This is a genomic window from Sporichthya polymorpha DSM 43042, from assembly GCF_000384115.1.
Lineage (GTDB): Bacteria > Actinomycetota > Actinomycetes > Sporichthyales > Sporichthyaceae > Sporichthya > Sporichthya polymorpha.
This window is the reverse complement of sequence record NZ_KB913029.1, coordinates 1,875,987-1,897,563: the sequence shown is the minus strand read 5'-3', so window position 1 is coordinate 1,897,563 and position 21,577 is coordinate 1,875,987. Positions and strand designations below refer to the sequence as shown.

Below are 21,577 nucleotides of genomic sequence, written 5' to 3'. Positions count from 1 at the left end.
CTCCTTCGTCAGCTCGCCAGGCGGCGCGGGGGAACCGCGCCGACGACACGGGGAACAGTGGGGGTCTCGGTCTCGACGAGCGGGACGCCGGTCGCGACCTTGGGCTCCGCGCTCGGCTTCTGACGAGGAATCAGCAGGGCGACGCCGAACGCACCCGCGACCGCAGCGGCGCACACCCAGAAGGCGACCGCGAAGCCGTGCTCGGTGGCGTACCCGTTCACGAGGTGTCCGGTGAGGATCGCCGCCGCCACCTGCCCGCCGAGCGAGCCACCGATCGTCCGCATGATGGTGTTCATGCCGGTCGCGACGCCGGTCTTCGTCGGCTCCACCGCGCCGATGATGACGTTGATCATCGAGGCGAACGCGAAACCGAGCCCGAGGCCGAACAGTCCGGTGGCGATGAGGATCGACGTCGCGCTGGAGTGCTCGAGCGCGAGGAACACGTAGGCCACGAGGGCGACGAGCAGACCACCGGCCAGGGGGATCTGCGGTCCGATGCGCCCGCCGAGCCAGCCCGCGACCGGGCCGGCCACGAGCGTCACGGCGGTCGCCGGCAGCAGGAACAGCCCGGCCTCGGTGACCGAGGCGCCGAACCCGTAGCCGGTCGAGGAGGGCGCCTGCACGTACTGCGGCACGAGGATGAACAGGCTGAACATGCCGAAACCGACGAGCACACCGGCGAGGTTCGTCGTCAGGACGGTGCGCTCGCGCATCATCGCCATGTCGACCAGCGGCTGGGGGTGCTTGTACTCGAACGTGCCCCAGGCGAGCAGGAGCACCGCGGACGCCGCGAACAGGCCGAGGATGCGGGCGTCGGTCCAGCCCCAGTGGTTGCCCTCGCTGACGCCGACGAGCAGTGCGATCAGCCCGCCCGACATCAGGACGGCACCGCCCCAGTCGATCTTCGCCGGGGACGTCACCGGCGACTCGGGGACGTAACGCCACGCCATGAACAGCGCCGCGACGACGACGAGGAACCCGAAGCGGAACACCCATTCGTAGGAAAGGTGGTCGACGATCACGCCGGAGAGGACGACGCCCGCGCCGCCGCCGATGCCGAACGTCGCCGACAGCGTCCCGACCGCGCCCGGCACGCGCTCGCGCGGGAACTCGTCGCGGACGATCGCGAACGACAGCGGGAAGACCGCCGCGCCGCCGCCCTGCACGGCGCGGCCGGCGATCAGCAACTCGATCGACGGGGCGAACGCGCAGAGCAGCGAGCCGAGGGCGAAGACCCCGAGGGCGATCACCAGCATCCGCTTCTTGCCGAACATGTCCCCGAGCCGGCCGGCGATCGGCGTCGCCACCGAGGCCGACAGCAGGAACGCGGTGAGCGTGTAGGTGACCGCGGTCGTCGAGGTGTCCAGGTCCCGCTGGATCGCCGGTAGCGCCGGCGAGACCAGGGTCTGCTGCAGCGCGTAGGACAGCGTGGCCAGCAGGAGCACCCCGAGTGTGAGGTTGTGGTGCGGCCGCGCGGGAGCGTGTCCGGGCGGCGTCACGGGAGTTCCTCTCGCGGGTGTTAGCTAGCTAAGTGAGGATACGTCCGCGTTCCGCCGAAGGAAAGGTGACGTGGGCCTCGTGGCCGTCCCCGCGTCGATGGCGACGGGGCGGCTCGCTCCCCACAACACGAGATCACCCCGCACCGATTCCCCGTCCGCGCTCCCGCTGTCCACGGGAGCGCCGATCTGAACGACCTCCGAGCCGTGCTGCCCCTCGAGCTGGGCGACGACGTAGTAGAGCCCCGCCCCCGGCAGGTCGAGGCCGTAGGTGCCGTCGGCCGCCGTCCGCGTCCGCGCCACCTCCCGACCGGACCGGCCGATCACGGTGACCATCGCGTCCGCCGCGGAGGCGCCGGTCGCGGTCCGAACCGTCCCCACGAGGTTCTCTCGCACGGGCTCGGCCCCGGCTTCGGCGGCCAGACCGGCCGCGACCGGGTGCGCGGCCACCGGCGAGGGAGCCGGGACCGGAACCGCGGCCACGACCCGACGCGGGATCGCGAGGACGAGCAGCAGCGCGACGGCCACGCCGCCGGCGAGGACGCCGAACGCGACGGTGTACCCCGACTCGCTCGGGAGCCCGGAGTCGCCGGTGTGCGCCATGAGCACCGCGGCGCCGATTTGCCCGCCGACGGCGCCGCCGACGGTGCGCATGATCGTGTTCATGCCCATCGCGACGCCGGTCTCGGTCGGCTGCACCGCGCCGAGGATCAGGTTCGCGGTGGCCGCGAAGGAGAAACCGATCCCGAGGCCGGAGATCGTGATCGCAAGGACGATCATCCACTTCTCGGAGTGCGCGACCGTCAGGAACGCGTAGGCGACCAGCGCGAGCGTGGTCCCGAGCAGCAGCGGCACGCGGTCGCCGAAGCGGTTGCACATCCAGCCCGCGACCGGACCCGCGAAGAGCATGACGACCGACGACGGGAGCATGAACAGCCCCGCCTCGGTGACGCTCGATCCGAAGCCGTAGCCGGCGCCGTCCGGGGCCTGGACGAACTTCGGCAGCAGGATGAACCCGGCGAACATGCCGAAGCCGAGCAGCAGCGCCGACAGGTTCGTGGTGAGCACGGTGCGGCGGCGCATCATGCGCATGTCGACCAGCGGCGCCGGGTGCCGGTTCTCGTACCCGACCCACGCGATCAGCAGCGCCGCCGCGGCCGCGAACAGCCCGAGGATGCGCGCGTCCGACCAGCCCCAGCTGTTGCCCTCGCTGACGCCGACCAGCAGCGCGACGAGCCCGCCGGAGAGCAGGGCCGCACCGCCCCAGTCGACCTTGCCGGCGGCCAGGACCGGCGACTCCGGCACGAACATCGCCGCGGCGACCAGCGCGATCAGGATGACGGCGAGGCCGAGCCAGAAGATCCACTCGTAGTCGAGGTTGTCGACGATGACGCCGGAGAGCACGATCCCGGCGCCGCCGCCGATGCCGAAGGTCGCCGACAGCAGGCCGACCGCGCTCGCGACGCGCTCCCGCGGGAACTCGTCGCGGATGATGCCGAACGCCAGCGGGAACACCGCCGAGCCGATGCCCTGGATCGCGCGCCCGGCGATCAGGACCTCGATCGAGGACGAGAGCGCACAGACCAGTGACCCGAACGCGAAGACGCCGAGCGCGATGACCAGCAGGCGCTTCTTGCCGAACATGTCGCCGAGGCGCCCCATCACCGGCGTCGCGACGGACCCGGTGAGCAGGAACGCGGTCAGCAGGTAGGTGATCGCCGTCGTGGAGACGCCGAGGTCGTCCTGGATCGCCGGCATGGCCGGCGCGACCAGGGTCTGCTGGAGGGCGTACGCCATCGTCGCCAGCACGAGGATGCCGAGCGTGACGTTGTGGTGCTGACGCCCCGACTCGACGTGCGTTGCTGACTCCACGAATTCCCCCGCCCAGCGGCGTTAGCTAGCTAAGGGAACGAGTGTACGACGGCGTACTCCATGCCCCGAACCCGTTTTCCGCCCTGCCGGTGTGAGGTCAGTCAGGTGGTTCGGGGGCGGGGTGAGAGGGCTCCGCGACGTCCCCCGCCGGCTCGTCCGGCTCGCCCGCCGCCTCGTCCGCGGCCTCCTCGGCGGCCCCGTCGGCCGCCTCCGCCCGGACCTTCTCCTGCGCCGGGGCGTCGAGGTCGTCGATACGTTCCCGCACGTCATCCGGTGCGGGAACGCCGTCACGCGGGACGGGACGGGACTCGGCCGAGGTCATGCAGGCACCCTCCGGGATCGATCGGCGGGGGTGCCCCTACCCCGGGGCGGGGCGCTCAGTCCTCGCCGTCAGTGCTCGCCGTCAGTCCTCGCCGTCAGTCCCGGGGGAACTGCTGGGTGCAGGAGACGGCGCCGCGCTTGCCGTTCTTGAGCTTGAAGGTCACGACGGTGGTGACCGAGCCCATCTCCTGGCGCAGCGACTTGTTGTAAGCCGCGCGGTCGCCGCGGCGCTCCGCCGACACGGCGCTGCCGATCCGGTCGTCGACCTTCTCCGACTCGTAGAGGAACGTCGTCGTCACCGAGCGCACGCGGGAGGACCGGTAGTTCCCGACGCCGTCGGGGTGACTGACGCGGACCCGCAGCGAGCGGACCTTGTTGACGTCCTTCTTCGAGGCCATGTTGAACCGCATCCGGACCCGCAGCGGGACCCCGTGGGCCGTGGTGGAGCAGGCCTTCGCGACGACCGTGCCCTTCCCGGCCGCCGCCGTCCCGGCCGTCGGAACCGCCGCCCCGGCCGCACCTGCGGGCAGCCCCGCGGCCAGCAGCGCCGCCGCCACGCCCCCCGCCACGGTCAGAACCTTCGGCGTCGCTCGCACGGTGGTGCCCTCCCCAGCTCCGATGATCTACAGCGTCGTCCCGGGGGCCGGCGCTCGCGGCCCCTCCCCGAGCCGCTGAGCCCCAGCCTTGTTCCCTCCCGCGCCGAGGGCGCGGACTTTCCCCGGTCTTTAGAGCAGCCCGACCTGGACGTCCCCGTCCGGACCGGCGGACTTCGGGGTGACGGTGACGGTCTCGGTCTGGTTGCTCGCGCGCTGCACCTCGACCTCGAGCTCCTGCCCGGCGCGACCGGCGAGGGCGGCATCGAGGTCCGACGGCTCGCCGGTCCGGACGTCACCGACGCGCTGGATGGCGTCGCCCTTCTTCAGCCCGGCCGCGGCCGCGGGGCTGCCCGCCGCCACGGACGTGACGGCGATGCCCGGTCGGCCGGACAGCGGCGCGACCTCGACGCCGATCGTCGCGGGCTTCGGGGTCGCCCAGTAGTTCGGCGCCTTCGACATGTCGCCGAGGGTCAGCACGACGTCGGTGACCTTGCCGCCGCGGTCGACCGAGAACGTGACGTCCTCGCCCGGCTCGTGCGCAAGCAGCTCCGGCCCCAGGCCCTGCTTCGGGTTGTTGCCGGCCACCGAGACGATCCGGTCCCCGACCTGCAGCTTGCCGTCCGCCGGCCCCCCGGCGATGACGTCACTGACCATGACGCCTGGATTCTGACTGCTGCTCACCCACACGCCGACCCACGGGCGGCTGTCAGCGATCACGGCCACGCCGTTGTCCTCGGTCAGGCCGACGGTCTGGGTGTACTCGGCCGGGTCGCCGCCGTTCACCCACGGGTACCACCAGTTCGGCACCGACAGCTGCTGGGCGTTCCCGGAGCCGGTGACCTTCGGCGCCCCGAGGTCCTGCGCCATCTCGAAGTGGTCGAGGTTCGCGCGGCCGGGCTCGGTGACGAAGTCCACGACGGCGAGCATGCCGAGCACGTGCGGGTTGTCCTTGTCCTCGCCGTAGATCACCAGCGAGGGCGATTCCAGACCGAAACGCACCGGCTGCACCGCGACCTTCTCGACCCAGTGCTTCTGGTTCAGCACGGGGTCCGGGCTCCGGTCGGACTCCGGTGCCCCGAAGTCGCCCTGCATCTCGAACGGCACGATCGCCTCGGCCGCGTCGAAGACCTCGGTCCAGGCCGCGTCGCGGTAGGCGAAGACCTGCACGTTCTGCGTGCCGCCCTTCACCGCGTCCTTGTCGGCCGAGACGACCACCTGATACTCCGGCTCGCCCGCCGGCCCGAGCGGCATGGGGGCCACCGACTTCACCGTGTACCCGGGGCGGATCAACGCCTTGGCGTTGAACGGACCCACGGTCGCGGCCGGGCGCGCACTCGGCGTGCCCTCGGCCGACGGGGCGGCCACCGCCTCGTCGTCGTTGCCCCCGCACCCGGCCAGCACCGTGGCCGTCAGGCCCGTGAGCAGGGCGAACGTCGCCACCCGCCCGTACCGGCTGCCTCGCTCGAACCGCGTCATCTCTCCCCCAACTCCACACGTATCGCAACCACGACGCGCAGCCACCGGAAAAGGTTCACACCGATCGGTGCGCCGCCGGCATCGATCTTGTCCCGTGTCGCCCGGCGATCCGGGTTATCCACAGATCGCGGACGACCCCGAGCGGATTCGGGCGATTTCGACCAAGGTGTGCGCACCACACACCGGAGGGGGAGCCATGGCAAGTTCGCGAGACCGCAAGAACTCACACTGTCTGCCCGGCCTGACGGCGGCTCAGAGTCAGCAGGTGCGCAGCCTGACCCGGACCGCACTCGCCGAGCGTGGGCTTGAGGCCGTCGTCCACGCCGACCATTTGGTCACCGTCGACGGCCGGCAGTTCGGGCTCACCACACTCGGGTCGCTCTGCCGACGCAGCGGAGGCTCCGAGCGCTGGGCTGAGGTCGTCAGCCGCTGGGTGGACGACCTGCTGACGAACTTCCCGGCCGAGCCGGCGCCGCTGACGCCGGATCAGATCCGCGCCGGCGTGCACCTGCGCCTGGTGCAGCTCGACGCCGAGAAGGCGCGGTGGTACCGCCACGCCCGTCCGATCGGCGGCGGATTCCACGAGATGCTCGTGCACAAGGACGGCGACTACGTCCGCTGGATCTCCGACCGCGAGCTCGAGGGCGTCGACGTCGCCGGGACGCACGCGCTCGGCCGGCAGCGACTGCTGGAGATCGAGCCGGACGACGTGGAGGTCCTCACCAAGCGCGACGGGGTCACGATGTGCATCCGCGGACGGTCCGGTTTCGTCGCCTCGAAGTTGCTGGTCCTGCCGGAGCTGCTGCACCAGATCGCGCCGCAGTTCGAGTTCTCCGACGGGCACCTGGTCGCCGTCCCGAGCCGGCACGAGCTCGTCGTCGCGCCGGTGACCCCGGCCGTCGACGACTGTCTGGAGGCGCTCGAGCTGATCGCCGGCTACGACTACGCGCACGACCACGCGCCGATCAGCCCGCGCGTCCACTGGTGGCACGAGGGCCGGATTCACCCACTGTTCGACGCGAGTGTCCCGGGCCGGACGTTCTTCCCCGACGTCCCGGCGGAGTTCCGCGCGACGCTCGCGCGCAATCGCGGCGAGGGGGCGGCGTGATGGCGGCCCGACACGTGATCCTGATCGGCTGCGTCCAGACCAAGCTCGACGCGCCCGCGCCGGCCGCGGACCTGTTCACCAGCCCGCTGTTCAAGGCCCGCCGCGCGTACGCGGAACGCAGCCGCCGACGCTGGTACGTCCTCTCCTCGCGCTACGGCCTGCTCGCCCCCGACCGGATCGTCGCGCCCTACGACCTCCCCCAGGCCCGACAGCCCGTCGACGACCGCAACATCTGGGCCGAGATGGTCCTCGCGCAGCTGCAGGAGGAACTCGGGGGTCTGAAGGGTCGCGTGCTGGAGGTCCACGCGGGGTCTGCGTACGTCGACCCGATTGCGCCGAGCCTCGCCGACCTCGGGGCGACGGTCCTGGCCCCGCTGCGCGGGCTGGGACTCGGTCAGCATCTCGCGTGGTACGCCGCCCAGACCCCCGCGCCGCGGGCGCCCCGCAAGCGGGCGCGAACCTGACGCCCTGCCAGAACTCGGACCACCGCTGACAAGGGTTGCACCGGCCACAGGGGAAGCCAGTGGCCGGTGCAGTCTGCGGGGCGGTCGGTCCGTCGGTCGGTCGGTCCGTGGGTCGGTCGGTCCGCCGGTCAGCGCGCGAGCGCGACCTTGTCGACCTTGGAAGTCGCCTTCGCCCGGGTCTTGTCGCCCTTGTAGACGGCCCGCCAGTCGCCGGCTGCCTTCGCCTTCGCCCCGTAGGAGAAGACACCGTTGGCGCCGGAACGAACCGTGGCGAGCGTGGTCCACGTGGAGGTGCCGGCCTGGCGGAACTGCACCGAGACCGACTTGTTCGCGAACGGCGCCCATCCGCTGACCACGGCCTGCTGGAGCTTGCCCTTCACCGTCAGCGGCGAGCCCTTGCGGACCGGCTCCGGCGTCACGTCCAGAGTGGCAACCCGCGTCGCGTACTTGAGCACGAAGGTGTCGCGGACGGTCGTGATCCCGGTGGACCGGTTGCCCTTGACGTCCTCGGCGAAGGCGCTGACCTGCCACTCCCCCATCGGCACCTTCGTCGGCATCGTGATGCGGGCGCGGAAGACGCCGTCCCACGACTGGCCGCCGACGCGCTCGGTCGCGAAGCCGACGGGCTTGGCGTAGGTGCCCTTGGTGTCCATCAGTCCGACGACCACGCGCGCGATGTCGATGTTGTCCTTCGCGCGGACGGTGATGTCGAACGTGGCGCCCTTGCTCGTCAGGCCCACGATCGACGGGGCCGAGACCGAGACGACCTGGGGCGCCTGGGTGTCCCCCGCCGCCGCCGCGCCGCCGGTCGGCAGCACCATCGCTGCGGCCACCGCGGCCAACACGGTCGCGCCCACCTGTGATGCGCGCATCGGACCCACCCCCTGGTCTGCCCGGCGCGACGGCCCCCCGCCGCCGCGCTCGGTACCAGATTGACGCGGGACCGGTGCCCTCGGTTGCACGATCTGTCGGGTTTCGGCCGCGATATGTCCGTTCGTGGTGGCCTGACGTCAGCCGTTCGGAGGAGGCGGCCGGCGGACGCGTCGGAAGCGGAGCGTCAGGACGAGCCGCGCTCGCGGCGCCGCTGGACGATGTCCTCGACGACCGCCGTGCCGCCGCGGATCAGACGACCCACCTGCTTGCGGACGAACGGGAGCGGGATCAGCAGCAGGTCGCCGATCCCGTTCGCGGTCTCCCGGTCGTACTCCAGTCGCCGCTTCGGGTCCGAGAGAACCTCGAACGCCCGCTGGGCGGCCAGGAACTTCGCCGCCGCCTCGGGGCTCGGGTCGCGGTCCGGGTGCCACCGCCGCACGGCGTCCCGGTACGCCGCGCGCACCGCGTCGGCGTCGGCGCCGCGCGAGAGTCCCAGCGCCGCGTAGTGGTTCATGCGGCAAGTGTGCCGAACCCGGGGCCGCGCGGTCAGCACACCGTCAGGTTCCGCACCTTCGAGGTGGTCGCCGTGTCGCGGGCGTCGCCGGCGAACACGACGCGCCAACTGCCGGACTGCGAGACCTTCTCGCCCAGGGTGAACGAGCCGTCGGCGGCCGTGACCGACCTTCACGGTGTCCTGGCCCTTGGCCGGGATGACGGCTCGTCCGGTTTCACCGATTCGTGTGATCTGCGCGAAAAGGAGTGCGCGACCAGGAGGCGGTGCCGTACTACGGTCACCGCATGGCCGACCTGTCGAACTTCGCCCGCGTGGTCGAGAAGGACCACGGCCTGTCGATCGTGTCCGTGCTCCGGGCCGACGGGACCATCCAGTCGACGCTGGTGAACGCCGGCGTCCTGGACCACCCGACCACCGGCGAACCCGTCGTCGGCTTCGTGGCGGTCGGGAAGGCCCGCAAGCTCGCGCTGCTGCGGGAACGTCCGCGCATCACCGTCGCCGTGCGCGGCGGATGGGAGTACGCGGTTGCGGAGGGCGAGGCCGAGCTGATCGGGCCGGACGACCCGGCCGAGGGCGTCGACGCCGAGCACCTGCGTGTCCTGCTCCGCGAGGTCTTCACCGCCTGCGGCGGCACCCACGACGACTGGGACACCTACGACCGCGTCATGCGCGAGGAGCGCCGGACTGCCGTCCTGATCCGGCCCGACCGGACCTACCCGGCCGCCGCGAGCTCCTGAGCCGTGCCCGTCGTCGACCTCTCGCACCCGATCACGCCGGGGATGCCGGTCTGGCCGGGTGACCCCGCGGTCGCCACGGAGCCCGCGGCGACGGTCGGTACCCACGGCTACAACCTGCTCGCCCTGCACCTCGGCTCCCAGACCGGGACCCACGTCGACGCCCCGTTCCATGTCGACGACGCCCTGCCGACGCTCGACCAGCTGCCGCTCGAGCGCTTCACCGGCCCGGCGTGGGTCGTCGACCTGCGGGGGCACACGGGCGCGATCCGACCCGAGGACCTGCCCGACCTGCCCGGGGGCTCGGTGCTGCTGCTGCACACCGGCTGGTCCGCGTACTGGGGCACCGAGCGCTACGGCGACCACGCCTGGCTCGACCCGCACGCCGCGCGGGAGATCGTCGCGGCCGGGATCCGGACCGTCGGCATCGACGCCCCGTCGATCGATCGGCCCGGGGACCCCGCGCTGCCCAGCCACCACGTCCTGGCCCGGGCCGGGGCGGTCATCGCGGAGAACCTGACCAACCTCGAGGCGGTGCCCGACGGCGCCGTCGCCTGGCTGCTGCCCCTGCCGCTCGCGGGCGCGGACGGCGCGCCCGTCCGGGCCGTCGCGGTGTTCTGAGCCCGGTCGGGGCAATACTCGAGCACATGGCGAGGAACCCGCTGGGCTACCAGGCGATCCCCGGGACCGATCTCGCGCTCAATCCGCCGGGCGCGATCTCCCTGGAGCGTGCGCGCGACCTGCGCCCGGCCAACCCGCTCCGCGCGGGCGCCGAGCGCCTGCTCAGCCTCCGCACCGACGAGGCGTGGCTGCGCATCACCGCGAACGCCGAGCGGAAGGTCGCCGTCGACCTCGAGCGTCTCGGCTCGCGCTGGCGCATCCTCCACGCGATCCCGGTCGGACCGGACCGGCCGGCGATCAGCCATCTCATCGTCGGTCCGCCCGGGGTCTTCACGGTCGTCACCCGTGGCTTCCGGGCTCTGCACCCCCGCGGGCCGCTGGACCGCGTCGAGGCCCAGGTGATGGGTGACGAGATCAAGATCTACGGCTCCTCCTGGCCCTATCTGAAGGAGGCTCGGGCGCAGGCGTGGCGCAGTGCCCGTGCGCTCTCGGGAGCCGTGGGGTGGCAGGTCTTCGTCCGCCCGGTCGTGGCGCTGGTCGGGGTCGACGAGGTTCGCTTCTACGACATCCCGAACCGCGTCGACGTCCTGCCGCGACGTCAGGTCGTCCGGTTCCTGCAGGGCTTCCCCGCGCGGCTGGACCCGGCGTCCGTCGAGGACGTCTACACCGCTGCGCGGCTCGGCGACACCTGGCTGGACCCGGCCGGTCGCTCCGCCGACGGGCTGTTCGAGAACTGAGCCGTCAGAGCGGGTTGCGCAGAACGAGCACGGCGATGTCGTCCCGCGGCGGTTCGGGAGCGAAGGCGAGGACGTCCTGCTGCACCCGGTCGGCGATCTCCTGCGCGGGCCGACCCGCCATCGTGCCGAGCAGGTCCCGCAGCCGCTGGGTTCCGTACATCGAGCCCTGTCGCCGGCGCTCGGTCACTCCGTCGGTGACGAACACCAGCGCATCACCCTGACGGAGCGTCAGGTTCACCTCGGGTGTCTCGAACTGCTCGACGAGACCGACGGCTGACCCGCACTCCCCCACGGAGCGCACGGCACCGTCCGCCTCGAGCAGGACCGGCCGGTCGTGTCCGGCAAGACAGAGCGCGACGTCGAGCGTGCGCGGACGTCCGGGCGGCTCGAGCCGGGTCACCATTGCGGCCGCGACGGTGGCGTAGCGGTCGTTCGCACTCGCGAGCAGCGTCCGATTCAGTGTCGCGAGCATGTTCGCCGTCGCCCGGTCCTCGCCGATCAGCGCGCGCATCACCTCGCGCACGGCGCCGGTCATCACCGCGGCCTGACTGCCCTTGCCGCAGATGTCGCCCATCGAGACGAACCAGCGGTTCCGCCGAACGCCGAAGACGTCGTAGAAGTCACCGCCGACGTCACCCGTCCCCGCCGGCACGTACACCGCGCCGAACTCGATGCCCGGCGCCTCGGGCAAGGGACGCGGCAGCAACGCGCGCTGGAGCTCGTCCGCGACGCGGATCCGCTCGGCGTGCGCGGTGGCGTTGTCGATCGCGAGCGACGCCCGCCGCGCGAAGTCGGCCAGCGCGGCAGCGTCGTCCCCGCTGTGCACGCGGTCCGCGAACCGGCCCACGGACAGCACGCCGATCACGCGGCCACGGGCGACGAGGGGCAGCGCGAGCCCCGCGAGGTCGCCGTCGAAGGGGACCGTCGCGGCCTGGTCGAGCACCGCCGCGAGGCGCGTCCGGGTCTCGGCCGCCTCGGCGTGCGCACGGATCCGCGGGATCGCGTGCTCGTCGGCGTGCGCGACCGCCACGGTCCGCAGCTCTCCACGGGGATCGACCAGGTGCACGACGGCCCAGGACCCGAGCCGCGGCACGACCAGTTGCGCGGCCAGGGCCGTCGTCAGCTCGAGATCGAGGGAGTTCGCGAGCAGCTCGCTCGCCTCGGCGAGGAACGTGACCCACCCCCGCCGGCGCATCTCGTCGCCCTGCAGGCGTTCGGCGTCGATGCCGATCGCCATTCGCTGGGCCGACAGCGCCGCGAGCTCCTGCCAGTACCGTCCCGGCCGCCGCCCGGCGGGCGGGTGGAGCACAACCTTGCCGCGCAACGGATGCGCGACCGGCAACGGGACCACGACGGTGTCCGCCTCGTCCCCGGGAGCCGGCCGTGGGCCGTGGGGCGAGGAGTAGCCCGCGAGTCGGCGCTCCCCGGCGGTGTCCCCGCGGTCGAGCCACACCGATCCGGTCGCCGCGCCGGTCACGTCGCAGAGCCGCTCCAAGAGCTCCGACACCAACTGAGGCATCGTCAGACGAGACCGCAACGCCTCCGGCACGTGGTCCAGCCACACCCACGCCGCGGGCGGGACGGCGGTGCCGTCGGCGGCCGGGGCCGCGTTCGGGGCCGGCGCCGCGATCGCCTCGAGCGCCGACGGCAGCGCCGCGTCCGTCGCGGCGGTTCCGGATGCAGCCTCGACGGTCTCGACCGGCACCACCGGCGGGCCGGTGTCGGGAACGGTGTCGGTGCCGAGGCGGAACCACACGCTCTTACCGGTCGCGTGGTGGCTGGTGCCCCAGGCGCTCGCGAGCCGGTCGACGAGCATCAGCCCGCGGCCACGCTCCTCGAGCTCGACGGTGTCGTCCCACACCGCCTCCGCCGCGCCGGCGCGCGCGCGTCCGTTGCCGTTCCCCGTCGGGGCGAGGTCGCCGTCACCGTTGGGGCCCCCGGCCGCGATGAGGTCGAACGGGCCGCTCCGCACGGCCGTCGTCGCGCCCACCAGGCCGGACTTCTGGTCGGAGACGGTGATCGTCACCCCGGTGTCGTCGGCGAGCACGTCGACGTCGACCGGCGTCCCCGCGTGCACGATGCCGTTCGTCGACAGTTCACTGACCAGCAGTAAGGCCTCGTCGAGCTGGTCGGCCCAACCACCCGCGAGCAGCACCTGCCGCACGGCCGCGCGGGCGACGGCCGGGGTTCGGTCGTCGGCAGGCAGGCGCAGCCGACGGTGAGCACGGACTGACATGTCAGCCGCGTCTTTCCCACAATCCGCCCGGTCCAGTCCCAGCGGGTGACTGAGATTCGGCGGTCAGATCTCGGCGGTCAGATCTCGGCGGTCAGGTCCACCGGGTTGTCGCCGCCCTCGAACCGGACCGACGAGTGGCCGGGCTGGACGTAGTCGCCGTCAGAGGTGTGGATGTGGATGCCGGAGAACACGGCGATGTCGGCGTCGCGCCAGCTCTTCATGCGGGCGGCGGTGCGGCCGAGGTCGTCGAGCATCACGTCGCGGGCGATCGTGGTCAGCTCGATGATGTCGGGGACGTTGCCGTAGGGGATCGAGCGGAGCAGCCGTTGGCGGAGCAGGCTCATCTCCAGGTCGTACGGGTCGATCTCGCCGTACACATGACCGGACTCGAGCTCGGAACGGAACGCCATCAGGGCACCACAGGCCGTGGTCGTGACGTCCTGGCCGGGGCGGCGGACGTAGCCGATGCGGCCGTCGTCGTCGATCCCGATGTGGGGCATCACGTAGGCGACGTACCGCCGGCGACCGTCGGCGCCCGGGGCGTGGAACTGCGCCGCGCGCAGACCCGCCTGGCCGAGGAAGAGCATCCCGGCCATGCCGCTCATGCGGAACGGCGGTCCCCAGGCCGCCCGGATGGGCTCGGTGAGCGCGTCGGTCAGCTCGTCACGGCAGACGCCGACCATCGCGAGCGTCTTCTCCGACACCAGGCCATGCACCAGGCAGGCGTCGTAGGTGCGCTTGACGTATTCCTCGACGCGGATGGCCCCGGGAAAGGCCTGCAGACTCATACCGGAAAACCGTAGTGCCTCACCGGCACTTCTCCCGCTGCCGCGGAACGCCCCGCCGCGTGAAGGTGTCCAAGACCACAGCTCACGCGCGGCGTGCCGTGTACTGCGCCGCCGCGAACAGCCCGCCCGCGCCGGCGAGCGCGGCGACGCCGACGCCGATCAGCAGCGCCGGGTCCGACCCCGCCGAGGCCCGGGGCGGGGTCACCGGCGCGACCTGAGCAGCCGGCGCACCCTCCACCGGCCGGGTGGTGGTCGCGCGGCTCGACTGCGCGTCCGGCAGGACCACGACCGGGACGGCGACCGCGAGGCCGCCGAGCACGACGGCGCTGACGGCGAAGCCGCGGGCGGTGAGCGTCATGCGAGATCCCGACTGCTGATGTCCGGGGGCTTCGGCAGCGCCCCGACTACGACAGATCCTCAGCTTTCGCACCGCCGGACTCACCCGCAACGATCACCCCATTTGTCCAATTCATCCCCAAATCTCCCAGGTCGCGCTGCCGGTAACGTCGCCGTCCATGCACGCAGTCACGATTCGCGAGCCGGGCGGCCCCGAGGTGCTCGCCTGGACCGAGGTGCCCGACCCCGAGCCCGGCCCCGGCGAGGTGCTCCTCGACGTCGTCGCCACGGCCGTCAACCGCGCCGACCTGCTCCAGCGGCAGGGCCGCTACGACCCGCCGCCGGGGGCGTCGCCGTACCCGGGCCTGGAGTGCTCGGGGCGGATCGCGGCGCTCGGAACCGACGTCTCCGGCTGGTCCGTCGGCGACGAGGTCGTCGCCCTGCTCGCCGGCGGCGGCTACGCCGAGCGCGTCGCGGTGCCCGCCGGCCAGGTGATGCGCCGGCCGCAGGGCATCGGCCTGCGCGACGCGGGCGGGCTGGCCGAGGTCGCGTGCACGGTCTGGTCGAACGTCTTCCTCCTGGCCAACCTGCGCCCGGAGGAGCTGCTGCTCGTCCACGGCGGCGCGAGCGGGATCGGCACCACCGCCATCCAGCTCGCCAAGGCCGTCGGGGCGCGCGTCGCCGTCACCGCCGGCACGAAGGAGAAACTCGAGCGGTGCCGCGAACTCGGCGCGGACGTGCTGATCAACTACCGCGAGGACGACTTCGTCGACGCCGTGCGGGAGGCGGGTGGGTCGGCGGGAGGCGCCGACGTCATCCTCGACAACATGGGCGCCAAGTACCTCGGCCGGAACGTCGACGCCCTCGCCACCAACGGGCGCCTGGTGATCATCGGGATGCAGGGCGGGATCAAGGCCGAGCTCGACATCGCGAAGCTGCTCGGGAAGCGCGCCGCAGTGCTCGCCACCTCCCTGCGGGCCCGCCCGGTCGCCGAGAAGGCGGCGATCGTCGCCGCGGTCGCCGAGCACGTGACGCCGCTGGTCGACTCCGGCGCCTTCCGCCTCGTGATCGACCGCGTCCTCCCGATCACCGCCGTCGCCGAGGCGCACCGGGTCCTGGAGTCGAGCGAGCACGTCGGGAAGGTCCTCCTGGAGGTTCAGCGTTAAGGGCTGTCAGAGAGGATGAGGACATGACGGAGCAGCAGGACCAAGACAACGGCGACCAGCGCGTCCTCGTCGTGACCCCCGCCGGCATGGCCGTCGAGGGCCCGCCGGACGACGGCAGCGACGAGCAGTCGATCACGCAGATGGTCGAGCAGCCCGCGAAGGTGATGCGCCTCGGCAGCATGATCAAGCAGTTGCTCGACGAGGTGAAGAGCGCGCCGCTCGACGAGGCCAGCCGCGCCCGGCTGGCACAGATCCACGCCTCGACGATCCAGGAGCTCGAGCAGGGCCTCGCGCCCGAGCTCGTCGACGAGCTGGGTCGCCTCTCCCTCCCGTTCAGCGAGGGCCAGGTGCCGAGCGAGTCCGAGCTCCGGATCGCGCAGGCCCAGCTCGTCGGCTGGCTGGAGGGGCTGTTCCACGGCATCCAGACCGCGCTGTTCGCCCAGCAGATGGCGGCCCGCGCCCAGCTCGAGCAGATGCGCCGCGCCCTCCCGGGCGGCCCGCAGATGGGCATGGACCCGAACCAGCCGCAGCGGCCGATGTCCGGCGGCCACGGGCAGTACCTGTAGTCCCGCGCACGTGAGCACCTTCACGCCCCGGGACCCGGCGTACGCCGAGAAGGTCCGCGACAGCTTCGCCCAGCAAGGCTTCATGGCGACGCTGAAGGCGGAGCTGCTCTCGGTCGAGCCGGGTCGCGTCGAGGTGGGCGTCGAGAACTGGCCCGGCCTGCAGCAGCAGCACGGCTTCGTGCACGCCGGCGTCACCACGACCCTGCTCGACAACGCGTGCGGCTACGCCGCGATCTCCCTCAAGCCCCCGGGCATCGAGGTGCTGACGATCGAGCTCAAGGTCAACCTGCTCAACCCCGGCCGCGGCGAGCGCATGGTCGCGGTCGGCCAGGTGGTCAAGGACGGCCGACAGGTGACGGTCGTTCAGGCCGACGCCTACGGCCTTCAGACCGACGGCTCCCGCGTCCACGTCGCCACGATGCTGGCCTCGATGATGGCGTTCGACCTGTCCCGCGCCTGACCCAGCCGGTAGCCCGGCTGAGGACGCGTCAGAGGCCCAGGATCTCCTCGAGCACCACGGCGACGCCGTCCTCCTCGTTACTCGGGGCCCGGCGCTCGACGGAGCGGAGCACCTCGGGGTGGCCGTTGGCCATCGCGTAGGGCCGGCCGGCCCAGCCGAGCATCGGCAGGTCGTTGCGCTGGTCCCCGAAGGCGACGACGTCCTCGGGCCCGATGTCGTGGGACGCGCACAGGCGGGCCAGGGCGGTCGCCTTGGTCACCCCGGCCGCGGAGGCCTCGACGAAGGCCGGGCCCGCGTTCGAGGAGTGGGTGATCTCCAGCAGCCCGCCGACGACCTCCTGCAGGGCCTCGGCGAGATCGTCGGAGCTGTGGTCGCCGTGGCGCAGGATCAGCTTCGCGCCGGGCCGGATCAGCAGCTCGGAGACCGGCACCTCGTGGTGGTCCGGGCTCTTCCACTTGTCGAGCATCGGGAACGCGGACTCGTAGGAGAACGAGTCGCCGTACTCCATCCCGAACGTGACGCCCGGGACGGCGGCGCGGATCCGATCGATCGCCTCGGTGAGCGTCTCCGGGCTGATCAGGTCCTCGGCGACGACCTTCTCGGTGTGCAGGTCGTAGAGCTGCGCGCCGTTGCCGCAGATCGCGAGGCCGCGGTGGTCGGTCTGGTCCGCCACCGGGTGGATCCAGCGCGGCGGCCGGCCGGTGACGAAGACCAGCAGGATCCCCACCTCCTCGACCACCCGCAACGCGGCGCGCGTGCGCGGAGAGACCGTCAGGTCGTCCCGCAGCAGCGTCCCGTCGAGGTCGCAGGCCACGGCCCGCGGCAGTTCCGTCCCGCCCGTCACCCCCTCATGGGATCACGCGCCGCCGGGCGGGACCTTGGGGGGACACCGAACGCGGCGGGTACTTTTCCCCCCATGACGCCCGACCTGGTGCGCCTCCTCCGCCGCCTGTGCGTGCCGGTCCTGGTGCTGACCGCGGTCTTCACCGCGGCCGGTCTGGTGATGCACCACTGGCCGGCGCCGGACTGGCCCTACGAGGTCTCCGGTGGCTGGCGCGCGCTGGCCCGCACCGCGGAGGGCCTCGGCACCGCGGCGGTCGCCGTCCCCCCGGTGGTGCTCCTGGTCGCCGGTATGCGCGTGGGCTTCCGGCGCTGGCGCGAGAGCGTCTTCCTGCTGACGTCGATGCTGATCGCCGGCCTCGTGCTGATCGTCGCGAGCGCCGCGGTTCCCGGCACGACGTTCCCGGCCGGGGCGTCGGGGCTCGCCGCCGCGACGTACGGCGCGATCTCGGTCGTCCTCGGGCGCCGGCTCGGCACGCCGGTCCGGCGGACGCTCGGCGGGATCCTCCCCTGGTTCCTCGTCCTCGGCGTCGGCGTGGGGCAGCTCTACCTCGGCGAGTACCGCGTCGAGGAGATCGTGGTCTCGGTCGCCGCCGGCGTCGCCGCCGTGGCGGTGGCTACGCGGTACGTGCTTCTCGGCGGCAGCTTCGAGCAGCGCCCCGCGATCGACGACATCCCGCTCCCCGACCGGCGCCGTGCCGCGGTCATCGTCAACCCGACGAAGGTGGCCGACCTCGAGGAGGAGCGCCGCGCGGTCACGGCCTACCTCGCGGCGGCGGGCTGGCACCCGCCGTGGTGGCTGGAGACCCGGCTCGACGAGCTCGGTGTCGGTCACGCGAAGGCCGCGGCGGAGGGCGGCGCGGACGTCGTGTTCGCCTGCGGCGGCGACGGCACGATCATGAGCGTCCTGTCCGGTCTGGCCGGCACCGGCGTCCCGCTCGCGATCCTGCCCGCGGGCACCGGCAACCTGCTGGCGCGCAACCTGCAGCTCCCGCCCGACCGGGACGCCTGCCTGCGGATCGGCCTCGGCGGCGTGGACCGCAAGATCGACGTCGGCCGCGTCGACGAGAACCACCGCTTCGCCGTCATGGCCGGCATGGGCCTCGACGCCGCGATGATCATGGACGCCCCCGAGAAGCTGAAGAAGCGCATCGGCTGGCCGGCCTACGCGGTCTCCGGCGCCCGGCACCTCTTCGACCGGCGGGCCCACGTGACGATCACCGTCGACGACGCCGAGCCGGTGGAACTGCGCGCCCGCGGCATCGTCATCGGCAACGTCGGCAAGCTGCAGGCCGGGATGGTGCTGATGCCCGACGCGCGACCGGACGACGGCATCCTCGACGTCGCCGTGCTCGTACCGAAGTCGCTGCGGCACTGGCTGATGCTCAGCCTGCACGTGATCCGGCGCCGGCCGCGCGCACGCGGTGCGCGCATCGAGCACTTCCGGGGCCGCCGGATCCACGTCGAGTGCGACCGCGTCTGGCCCCGCGAGATCGACGGCGACCTCCTCGAGCCCAGCAAGGAGATGACGGTCGTCGTCGAGCCCCAGGCGTTGATCGTCCGGATCCCGCCGGGATCCGACGTGATGACCTGACGATCCGTCAGCGCGTGGGCTGCGCCGCCCCGCGAGCCGGGCTCGGGATCCGCACCGCACCGGAGCGGGTCGCGGGCCGCAGCGCCGCGTCGACGACGCTGATCTCCTCCGGCGAGAGCCGCAGGTCCGGGACCCCGCGCTTGAGGGTCTTGATGTAGCAGCGGGTGTCGGTGCGGTTCACCAGCGAGGTGAGGACGACCCCGTCGCCGTGGTCGTCGAGCAGCGCGACCGACCAGGAGAGCCGGCCGCCGACCTCGCCGAAGGCGTCGTAGCGGAGCACCGCGACGCGGCGCAGCGACTCGTCGACCTCCGTGCGGAACGCGTCGAACTCCCGGTGGAGCCGGCCGACCTCGGCGCGGAGTCGTTCCATCTCGGCGGTCTGACGGGACACGGCGACGATGAATGAGCTGTGCTCGGCGTCGCCCTGCAGCACGGAACAGGCCTTCTGCAGGCGCCGGAACCTCAGGTGCGCCGAGGCCGCCACCAGCACCGCGAGCCCGGACGTCCCCGCCGCGACCAGGCTTACGGGATCACTCACGTTCTCCAGGCTAGGCCCCACACCTAGGGTGATCCGGAATCGGCACGCGAGCGATGTGAGGGGGATCGGGGTGCGCAGCCTCCGACGCGCCTGCGGCTCCCTCGTCGCCGTGCTCGTGCTCCTCGGCCTGGCCCTGGGCCTCACCTCCGGACTTCCCGGCGGCCCGGCCCGGGCCGCGACCGCTGACGAGCCCACTGCCGCTCGTGTCCTGTTCCCCCGGGGCGCCCCGGCCCCGGACGTGATCTTCGTCGGCGTCCCGGGCCTGCGGTGGTCGGACATCCAGGGGGCGATCCCGACCCCGGCACTGTGGCTGCTGGCCCGCGAGTCCTCCCTCGGCGCGCTCGCCGTGCGGACCGTCGAGCCGACGTCCTGCCCGGTCGACGGCTGGCTCACGCTCAACTCCGGCGCCCGCGCCGTCGGGCCCCGGCCGGACCGCGGGTGCGGGGCGGTGCCGGCGCCGCGCGGGACGGGGACGAGGGCGACGATCCCCGGCTGGGCCGAGCTCGTCGCCCCGAACGGTGAGCACTCCTACGACCCCGTCTGGGGGACGCTCGCCCGGGCGCGCCCGGGTGCCGTCGCCCCGCCGCCCGCCGAGCGCTGCGCGGTCGGACCGGGCGCGGCCGTGGCCCTGGCCGACGGCACCGGCGCGGTCCACGCCACCTACGCGGCCGACTTCGCCGACCTGCCCCGCACGGCCTGCTCGGAGCTCCTGCTGGTGGACGCCGGCCCGCTGCCGGCCGGACCGACGCGGCTCCCCGCGCTGCGGCAGGTCGACGAGCTGATCGGGCAGATCCGCGCCGAGATCCCTGACAGCGCCCTGATCGTGGCCGGCATCGCCGACAGCGACCCGGACGAGCCGCACCTGACCGCGATCATGGTCGAGGCGGGCGCGGACAGCCTCCGCGGGCTGCGCCGCGGGTGGCTCCGCAGCGACAGCACCCGCCGGACCGGCACGGTCACGATCACGGACCTGACGCCCACTTTGATCGGCGACGCGATCCCGCCGGACCTCGACGGGCACCGGCTGCAGTACCGCCCCCGGATCGAGAGCACCCCGTCCTCGGTACGGGAGCTTGAGCAGCGCGACATCGCCGCGCGCGTCATGAGCGACATCTTCGTGTGGTTCTTCGCGGTGCTGATCGCCGGTCAGTTGCTGCTCTACCTGGGGGTCTGGCTCGCGCGCCGCTCCGGGGCCGACCGCCGGTCCTGCGCCCGCGTCCTCCGCGGCGTCGGACTGACCTTCGGCGCGGTGCCGGCCGCGGCCGTCCTCGCGAACCTGCTGCCCTGGCGTGCGTCGGACCACCCGGCCGTCGCGCTGTGGGTGCTGATCGCCGCGGGGGCCGGGGCGATCGCCGCGACGGCCGCCGGCGGGCCGTGGCGCCGCGCGCCCTACGGCGCGGCGACCGCGGTCGCGGTCGTCACGGCCGGCACCTTCGGGCTCGACGTCATGTTCGGGTCGCGGCTGCAGATGAACAACCCTTTCGGACTCTCACCGCTGATCGCCGGGCGCTTCTACGGCTTCGGGAACATCGCCTTCGCGGTGTTCGCCGTGTGCGCGCTCGTGGCGGCCGCGGGCGGCGCCGCGGCCCTGATCCGGCGCGGCCGGCCCGAACCCGCCGCCGTCGTCGTGCTGGTCGTCGGCGCCATCGCCGCGCTGGTCGACGGGTGGCCGCGCTTCGGGGCGGACTTCGGCGGCGTGATCGCCCTCGTCCCCGGTGTCGCCCTGCTCGCGGCGGGGGTGGCCGGGATCCGCGTGACCGTGGGGCGGGCCCTCGCAGTCGGCGCACTCGCGGTGGCGCTGGCCGCCGCGATCGCCGTCCTGGACTGGCGCCGGGGCCCCGGCTCCCGCTCGCACCTGGGCTCGTTCGTCCAGGACGTCGTCGACGGCGAGGGCCTGGACGTCATCGGCCGCAAGCTCGACGCCAACCTCGGGCTACTCGTCGACGCCCCGATCATCGTCGCCGCCGCGGTCCCGCTGACCGTGCTCGCGGTGCTCACGCTGCTGCGGCCGACGGCGCTGGGCCTCGACGCGCTCGCCCGCGCTCAGGCCGCGGACCCGGTCCTGCGGCCGCTGATGCTCGCCTGCCTGACCACCGCGCTGATCGGCTTCGCCGTCAACGACTCCGGTGTCATCGTTCCCGCGGTGGCCCTTCTTGCGGCCGGCCCGCTCCTGGTCGCGATCTGGGCCAACCTCTGGGTCCGCGAACGGGCCTGAGCGCAGACCTCCCCGTCAGCGCCCCC

At 72.9% G+C, this 21,577-nt stretch carries 22 protein-coding genes; 10 read left to right on the top strand and 12 right to left on the bottom strand.

Going from position 1 to position 21,577, the window contains the following annotated elements; genetic code table 11:
* Window positions 1–8: 8 nt before the first annotated feature.
* From SPOPO_RS0109340 to SPOPO_RS0109320, 5 genes are all read right to left on the bottom strand, one after another.
* On the bottom strand, window positions 9–1,499 hold the full coding sequence (locus tag SPOPO_RS0109340; protein WP_019874521.1) for an MFS transporter: 1,491 nt from the start codon (window positions 1,497–1,499) through the stop codon (window positions 9–11).
* A 24-nt stretch (window positions 1,500–1,523) separates the two neighbouring features.
* Window positions 1,524–3,368, bottom strand: a complete 1,845-nt coding sequence (locus SPOPO_RS0109335; protein ID WP_019874520.1) for an MFS transporter — start codon at window positions 3,366–3,368, stop codon at window positions 1,524–1,526.
* 97 nt (window positions 3,369–3,465) lie between these two features.
* Window positions 3,466–3,690 carry a hypothetical protein gene (locus SPOPO_RS0109330; protein WP_019874519.1) on the bottom strand — a complete coding sequence of 75 codons (225 nt, stop codon included), beginning with the start codon at window positions 3,688–3,690 and terminating at the stop codon, window positions 3,466–3,468.
* 94 nt (window positions 3,691–3,784) lie between these two features.
* Entirely contained in the window at window positions 3,785–4,258 is a 474-nt protein-coding gene (locus tag SPOPO_RS0109325; protein WP_156869733.1) for a hypothetical protein, read from the bottom strand.
* A gap of 156 nt (window positions 4,259–4,414) precedes the next feature.
* On the bottom strand, window positions 4,415–5,761 hold the full coding sequence (locus SPOPO_RS0109320) for a PDZ domain-containing protein (RefSeq protein WP_019874517.1): 1,347 nt from the start codon (window positions 5,759–5,761) through the stop codon (window positions 4,415–4,417).
* Between the two features lie 265 nt (window positions 5,762–6,026).
* On the opposite strand from SPOPO_RS0109320, the gene SPOPO_RS0109315 reads away from it, so the two are divergent.
* A complete protein-coding gene (locus SPOPO_RS0109315; RefSeq protein ID WP_019874516.1) occupies window positions 6,027–6,869 on the top strand; it encodes a DUF1444 domain-containing protein in 843 nt (280 codons plus the stop codon).
* Complete coding sequence (locus tag SPOPO_RS28655; RefSeq protein WP_019874515.1) at window positions 6,869–7,333, top strand: DUF6884 domain-containing protein; 465 nt, start codon at window positions 6,869–6,871, stop codon at window positions 7,331–7,333. Before SPOPO_RS0109315 ends, SPOPO_RS28655 begins: the two co-directional genes overlap by 1 nt.
* A gap of 128 nt (window positions 7,334–7,461) precedes the next feature.
* Here SPOPO_RS28655 and SPOPO_RS32600 read toward each other — a convergent pair whose 3' ends face one another.
* On the bottom strand, window positions 7,462–8,205 hold the full coding sequence (locus tag SPOPO_RS32600) for a hypothetical protein (protein WP_156869731.1): 744 nt from the start codon (window positions 8,203–8,205) through the stop codon (window positions 7,462–7,464).
* A 185-nt stretch (window positions 8,206–8,390) separates the two neighbouring features.
* Window positions 8,391–8,720, bottom strand: a complete 330-nt coding sequence (locus tag SPOPO_RS32595; RefSeq protein ID WP_019874513.1) for a J domain-containing protein — start codon at window positions 8,718–8,720, stop codon at window positions 8,391–8,393.
* A 284-nt stretch (window positions 8,721–9,004) separates the two neighbouring features.
* Here SPOPO_RS32595 and SPOPO_RS0109295 point away from each other — a divergent pair, with 284 nt between their 5' ends.
* From SPOPO_RS0109295 to SPOPO_RS28640, 3 genes are read left to right on the top strand one after another with little or no spacing between them, the layout of a single operon-like run.
* Window positions 9,005–9,457, top strand: coding sequence for a pyridoxamine 5'-phosphate oxidase family protein (locus SPOPO_RS0109295; protein WP_028984636.1), 453 nt, complete (start codon window positions 9,005–9,007; stop codon window positions 9,455–9,457).
* A gap of 3 nt (window positions 9,458–9,460) precedes the next feature.
* Entirely contained in the window at window positions 9,461–10,075 is a 615-nt protein-coding gene (locus SPOPO_RS0109290; RefSeq protein WP_019874511.1) for a cyclase family protein, read from the top strand.
* Between the two features lie 26 nt (window positions 10,076–10,101).
* Entirely contained in the window at window positions 10,102–10,812 is a 711-nt protein-coding gene (locus SPOPO_RS28640) for a nuclease-related domain-containing protein (protein WP_019874510.1), read from the top strand.
* Between the two features lie 4 nt (window positions 10,813–10,816).
* Here SPOPO_RS28640 and SPOPO_RS0109280 read toward each other — a convergent pair whose 3' ends face one another.
* The 3 genes from SPOPO_RS0109280 to SPOPO_RS0109270 all read right to left on the bottom strand — a co-directional run bounded on the left by SPOPO_RS0109280 (window position 10,817) and on the right by SPOPO_RS0109270 (window position 14,194).
* Entirely contained in the window at window positions 10,817–13,048 is a 2,232-nt protein-coding gene (locus tag SPOPO_RS0109280; RefSeq protein WP_019874509.1) for an ATP-binding SpoIIE family protein phosphatase, read from the bottom strand.
* Between the two features lie 77 nt (window positions 13,049–13,125).
* On the bottom strand, window positions 13,126–13,836 hold the full coding sequence (locus tag SPOPO_RS0109275; protein ID WP_019874508.1) for a hypothetical protein: 711 nt from the start codon (window positions 13,834–13,836) through the stop codon (window positions 13,126–13,128).
* A gap of 82 nt (window positions 13,837–13,918) precedes the next feature.
* Entirely contained in the window at window positions 13,919–14,194 is a 276-nt protein-coding gene (locus SPOPO_RS0109270; protein WP_019874507.1) for a hypothetical protein, read from the bottom strand.
* A gap of 157 nt (window positions 14,195–14,351) precedes the next feature.
* Here SPOPO_RS0109270 and SPOPO_RS0109265 point away from each other — a divergent pair, with 157 nt between their 5' ends.
* From SPOPO_RS0109265 to SPOPO_RS0109255, 3 genes are read left to right on the top strand one after another with little or no spacing between them, the layout of a single operon-like run.
* Entirely contained in the window at window positions 14,352–15,338 is a 987-nt protein-coding gene (locus SPOPO_RS0109265; protein ID WP_019874506.1) for an NAD(P)H-quinone oxidoreductase, read from the top strand.
* 23 nt (window positions 15,339–15,361) lie between these two features.
* A complete protein-coding gene (locus tag SPOPO_RS0109260; protein WP_019874505.1) occupies window positions 15,362–15,904 on the top strand; it encodes a bacterial proteasome activator family protein in 543 nt (180 codons plus the stop codon).
* Between the two features lie 10 nt (window positions 15,905–15,914).
* Window positions 15,915–16,364, top strand: a complete 450-nt coding sequence (locus SPOPO_RS0109255; RefSeq protein WP_019874504.1) for a PaaI family thioesterase — start codon at window positions 15,915–15,917, stop codon at window positions 16,362–16,364.
* 28 nt (window positions 16,365–16,392) lie between these two features.
* On the opposite strand, the gene SPOPO_RS0109250 is transcribed toward SPOPO_RS0109255, so the two are convergent.
* Complete coding sequence (locus SPOPO_RS0109250; protein ID WP_019874503.1) at window positions 16,393–17,208, bottom strand: HAD family hydrolase; 816 nt, start codon at window positions 17,206–17,208, stop codon at window positions 16,393–16,395.
* Between the two features lie 72 nt (window positions 17,209–17,280).
* Here SPOPO_RS0109250 and SPOPO_RS32590 point away from each other — a divergent pair, with 72 nt between their 5' ends.
* Window positions 17,281–18,798, top strand: a complete 1,518-nt coding sequence (locus SPOPO_RS32590; protein WP_019874502.1) for a diacylglycerol/lipid kinase family protein — start codon at window positions 17,281–17,283, stop codon at window positions 18,796–18,798.
* Between the two features lie 7 nt (window positions 18,799–18,805).
* Here SPOPO_RS32590 and SPOPO_RS33680 read toward each other — a convergent pair whose 3' ends face one another.
* A complete protein-coding gene (locus SPOPO_RS33680; RefSeq protein ID WP_211210876.1) occupies window positions 18,806–19,336 on the bottom strand; it encodes a DUF4446 family protein in 531 nt (176 codons plus the stop codon).
* Between the two features lie 70 nt (window positions 19,337–19,406).
* Between SPOPO_RS33680 and SPOPO_RS28625 the strand changes: the two genes are divergently transcribed.
* Complete coding sequence (locus SPOPO_RS28625; RefSeq protein WP_019874500.1) at window positions 19,407–21,551, top strand: hypothetical protein; 2,145 nt, start codon at window positions 19,407–19,409, stop codon at window positions 21,549–21,551.
* The last annotated feature ends 26 nt before the right edge of the window (window positions 21,552–21,577 follow it).

Excerpts from the sequence above, each read along its gene's own strand:
- SPOPO_RS0109330 (WP_019874519.1), bottom strand. The coding sequence starts at position 3,690 with ATGACCTCGGCCGAGTCCCGTCCCGTCCCGCGTGACGGCGTTCCCGCA.
- SPOPO_RS0109320 (WP_019874517.1), bottom strand. The coding sequence starts at position 5,761 with ATGACGCGGTTCGAGCGAGGCAGCCGGTACGGGCGGGTGGCGACGTTC.
- SPOPO_RS28655 (WP_019874515.1), top strand. The coding sequence starts at position 6,869 with ATGGCGGCCCGACACGTGATCCTGATCGGCTGCGTCCAGACCAAGCTC.
- SPOPO_RS32600 (WP_156869731.1), bottom strand. The coding sequence starts at position 8,205 with ATGCGCGCATCACAGGTGGGCGCGACCGTGTTGGCCGCGGTGGCCGCA.
- SPOPO_RS32595 (WP_019874513.1), bottom strand. The coding sequence starts at position 8,720 with ATGAACCACTACGCGGCGCTGGGACTCTCGCGCGGCGCCGACGCCGAC.
- SPOPO_RS0109295 (WP_028984636.1), top strand. The coding sequence starts at position 9,005 with ATGGCCGACCTGTCGAACTTCGCCCGCGTGGTCGAGAAGGACCACGGC.
- SPOPO_RS28640 (WP_019874510.1), top strand. The coding sequence starts at position 10,102 with ATGGCGAGGAACCCGCTGGGCTACCAGGCGATCCCCGGGACCGATCTC.
- SPOPO_RS0109280 (WP_019874509.1), bottom strand. The coding sequence starts at position 13,048 with ATGTCAGTCCGTGCTCACCGTCGGCTGCGCCTGCCTGCCGACGACCGA.
- SPOPO_RS0109275 (WP_019874508.1), bottom strand. The coding sequence starts at position 13,836 with ATGAGTCTGCAGGCCTTTCCCGGGGCCATCCGCGTCGAGGAATACGTC.
- SPOPO_RS0109270 (WP_019874507.1), bottom strand. The coding sequence starts at position 14,194 with ATGACGCTCACCGCCCGCGGCTTCGCCGTCAGCGCCGTCGTGCTCGGC.
- SPOPO_RS0109265 (WP_019874506.1), top strand. The coding sequence starts at position 14,352 with ATGCACGCAGTCACGATTCGCGAGCCGGGCGGCCCCGAGGTGCTCGCC.
- SPOPO_RS0109260 (WP_019874505.1), top strand. The coding sequence starts at position 15,362 with ATGACGGAGCAGCAGGACCAAGACAACGGCGACCAGCGCGTCCTCGTC.
- SPOPO_RS32590 (WP_019874502.1), top strand. The coding sequence starts at position 17,281 with ATGACGCCCGACCTGGTGCGCCTCCTCCGCCGCCTGTGCGTGCCGGTC.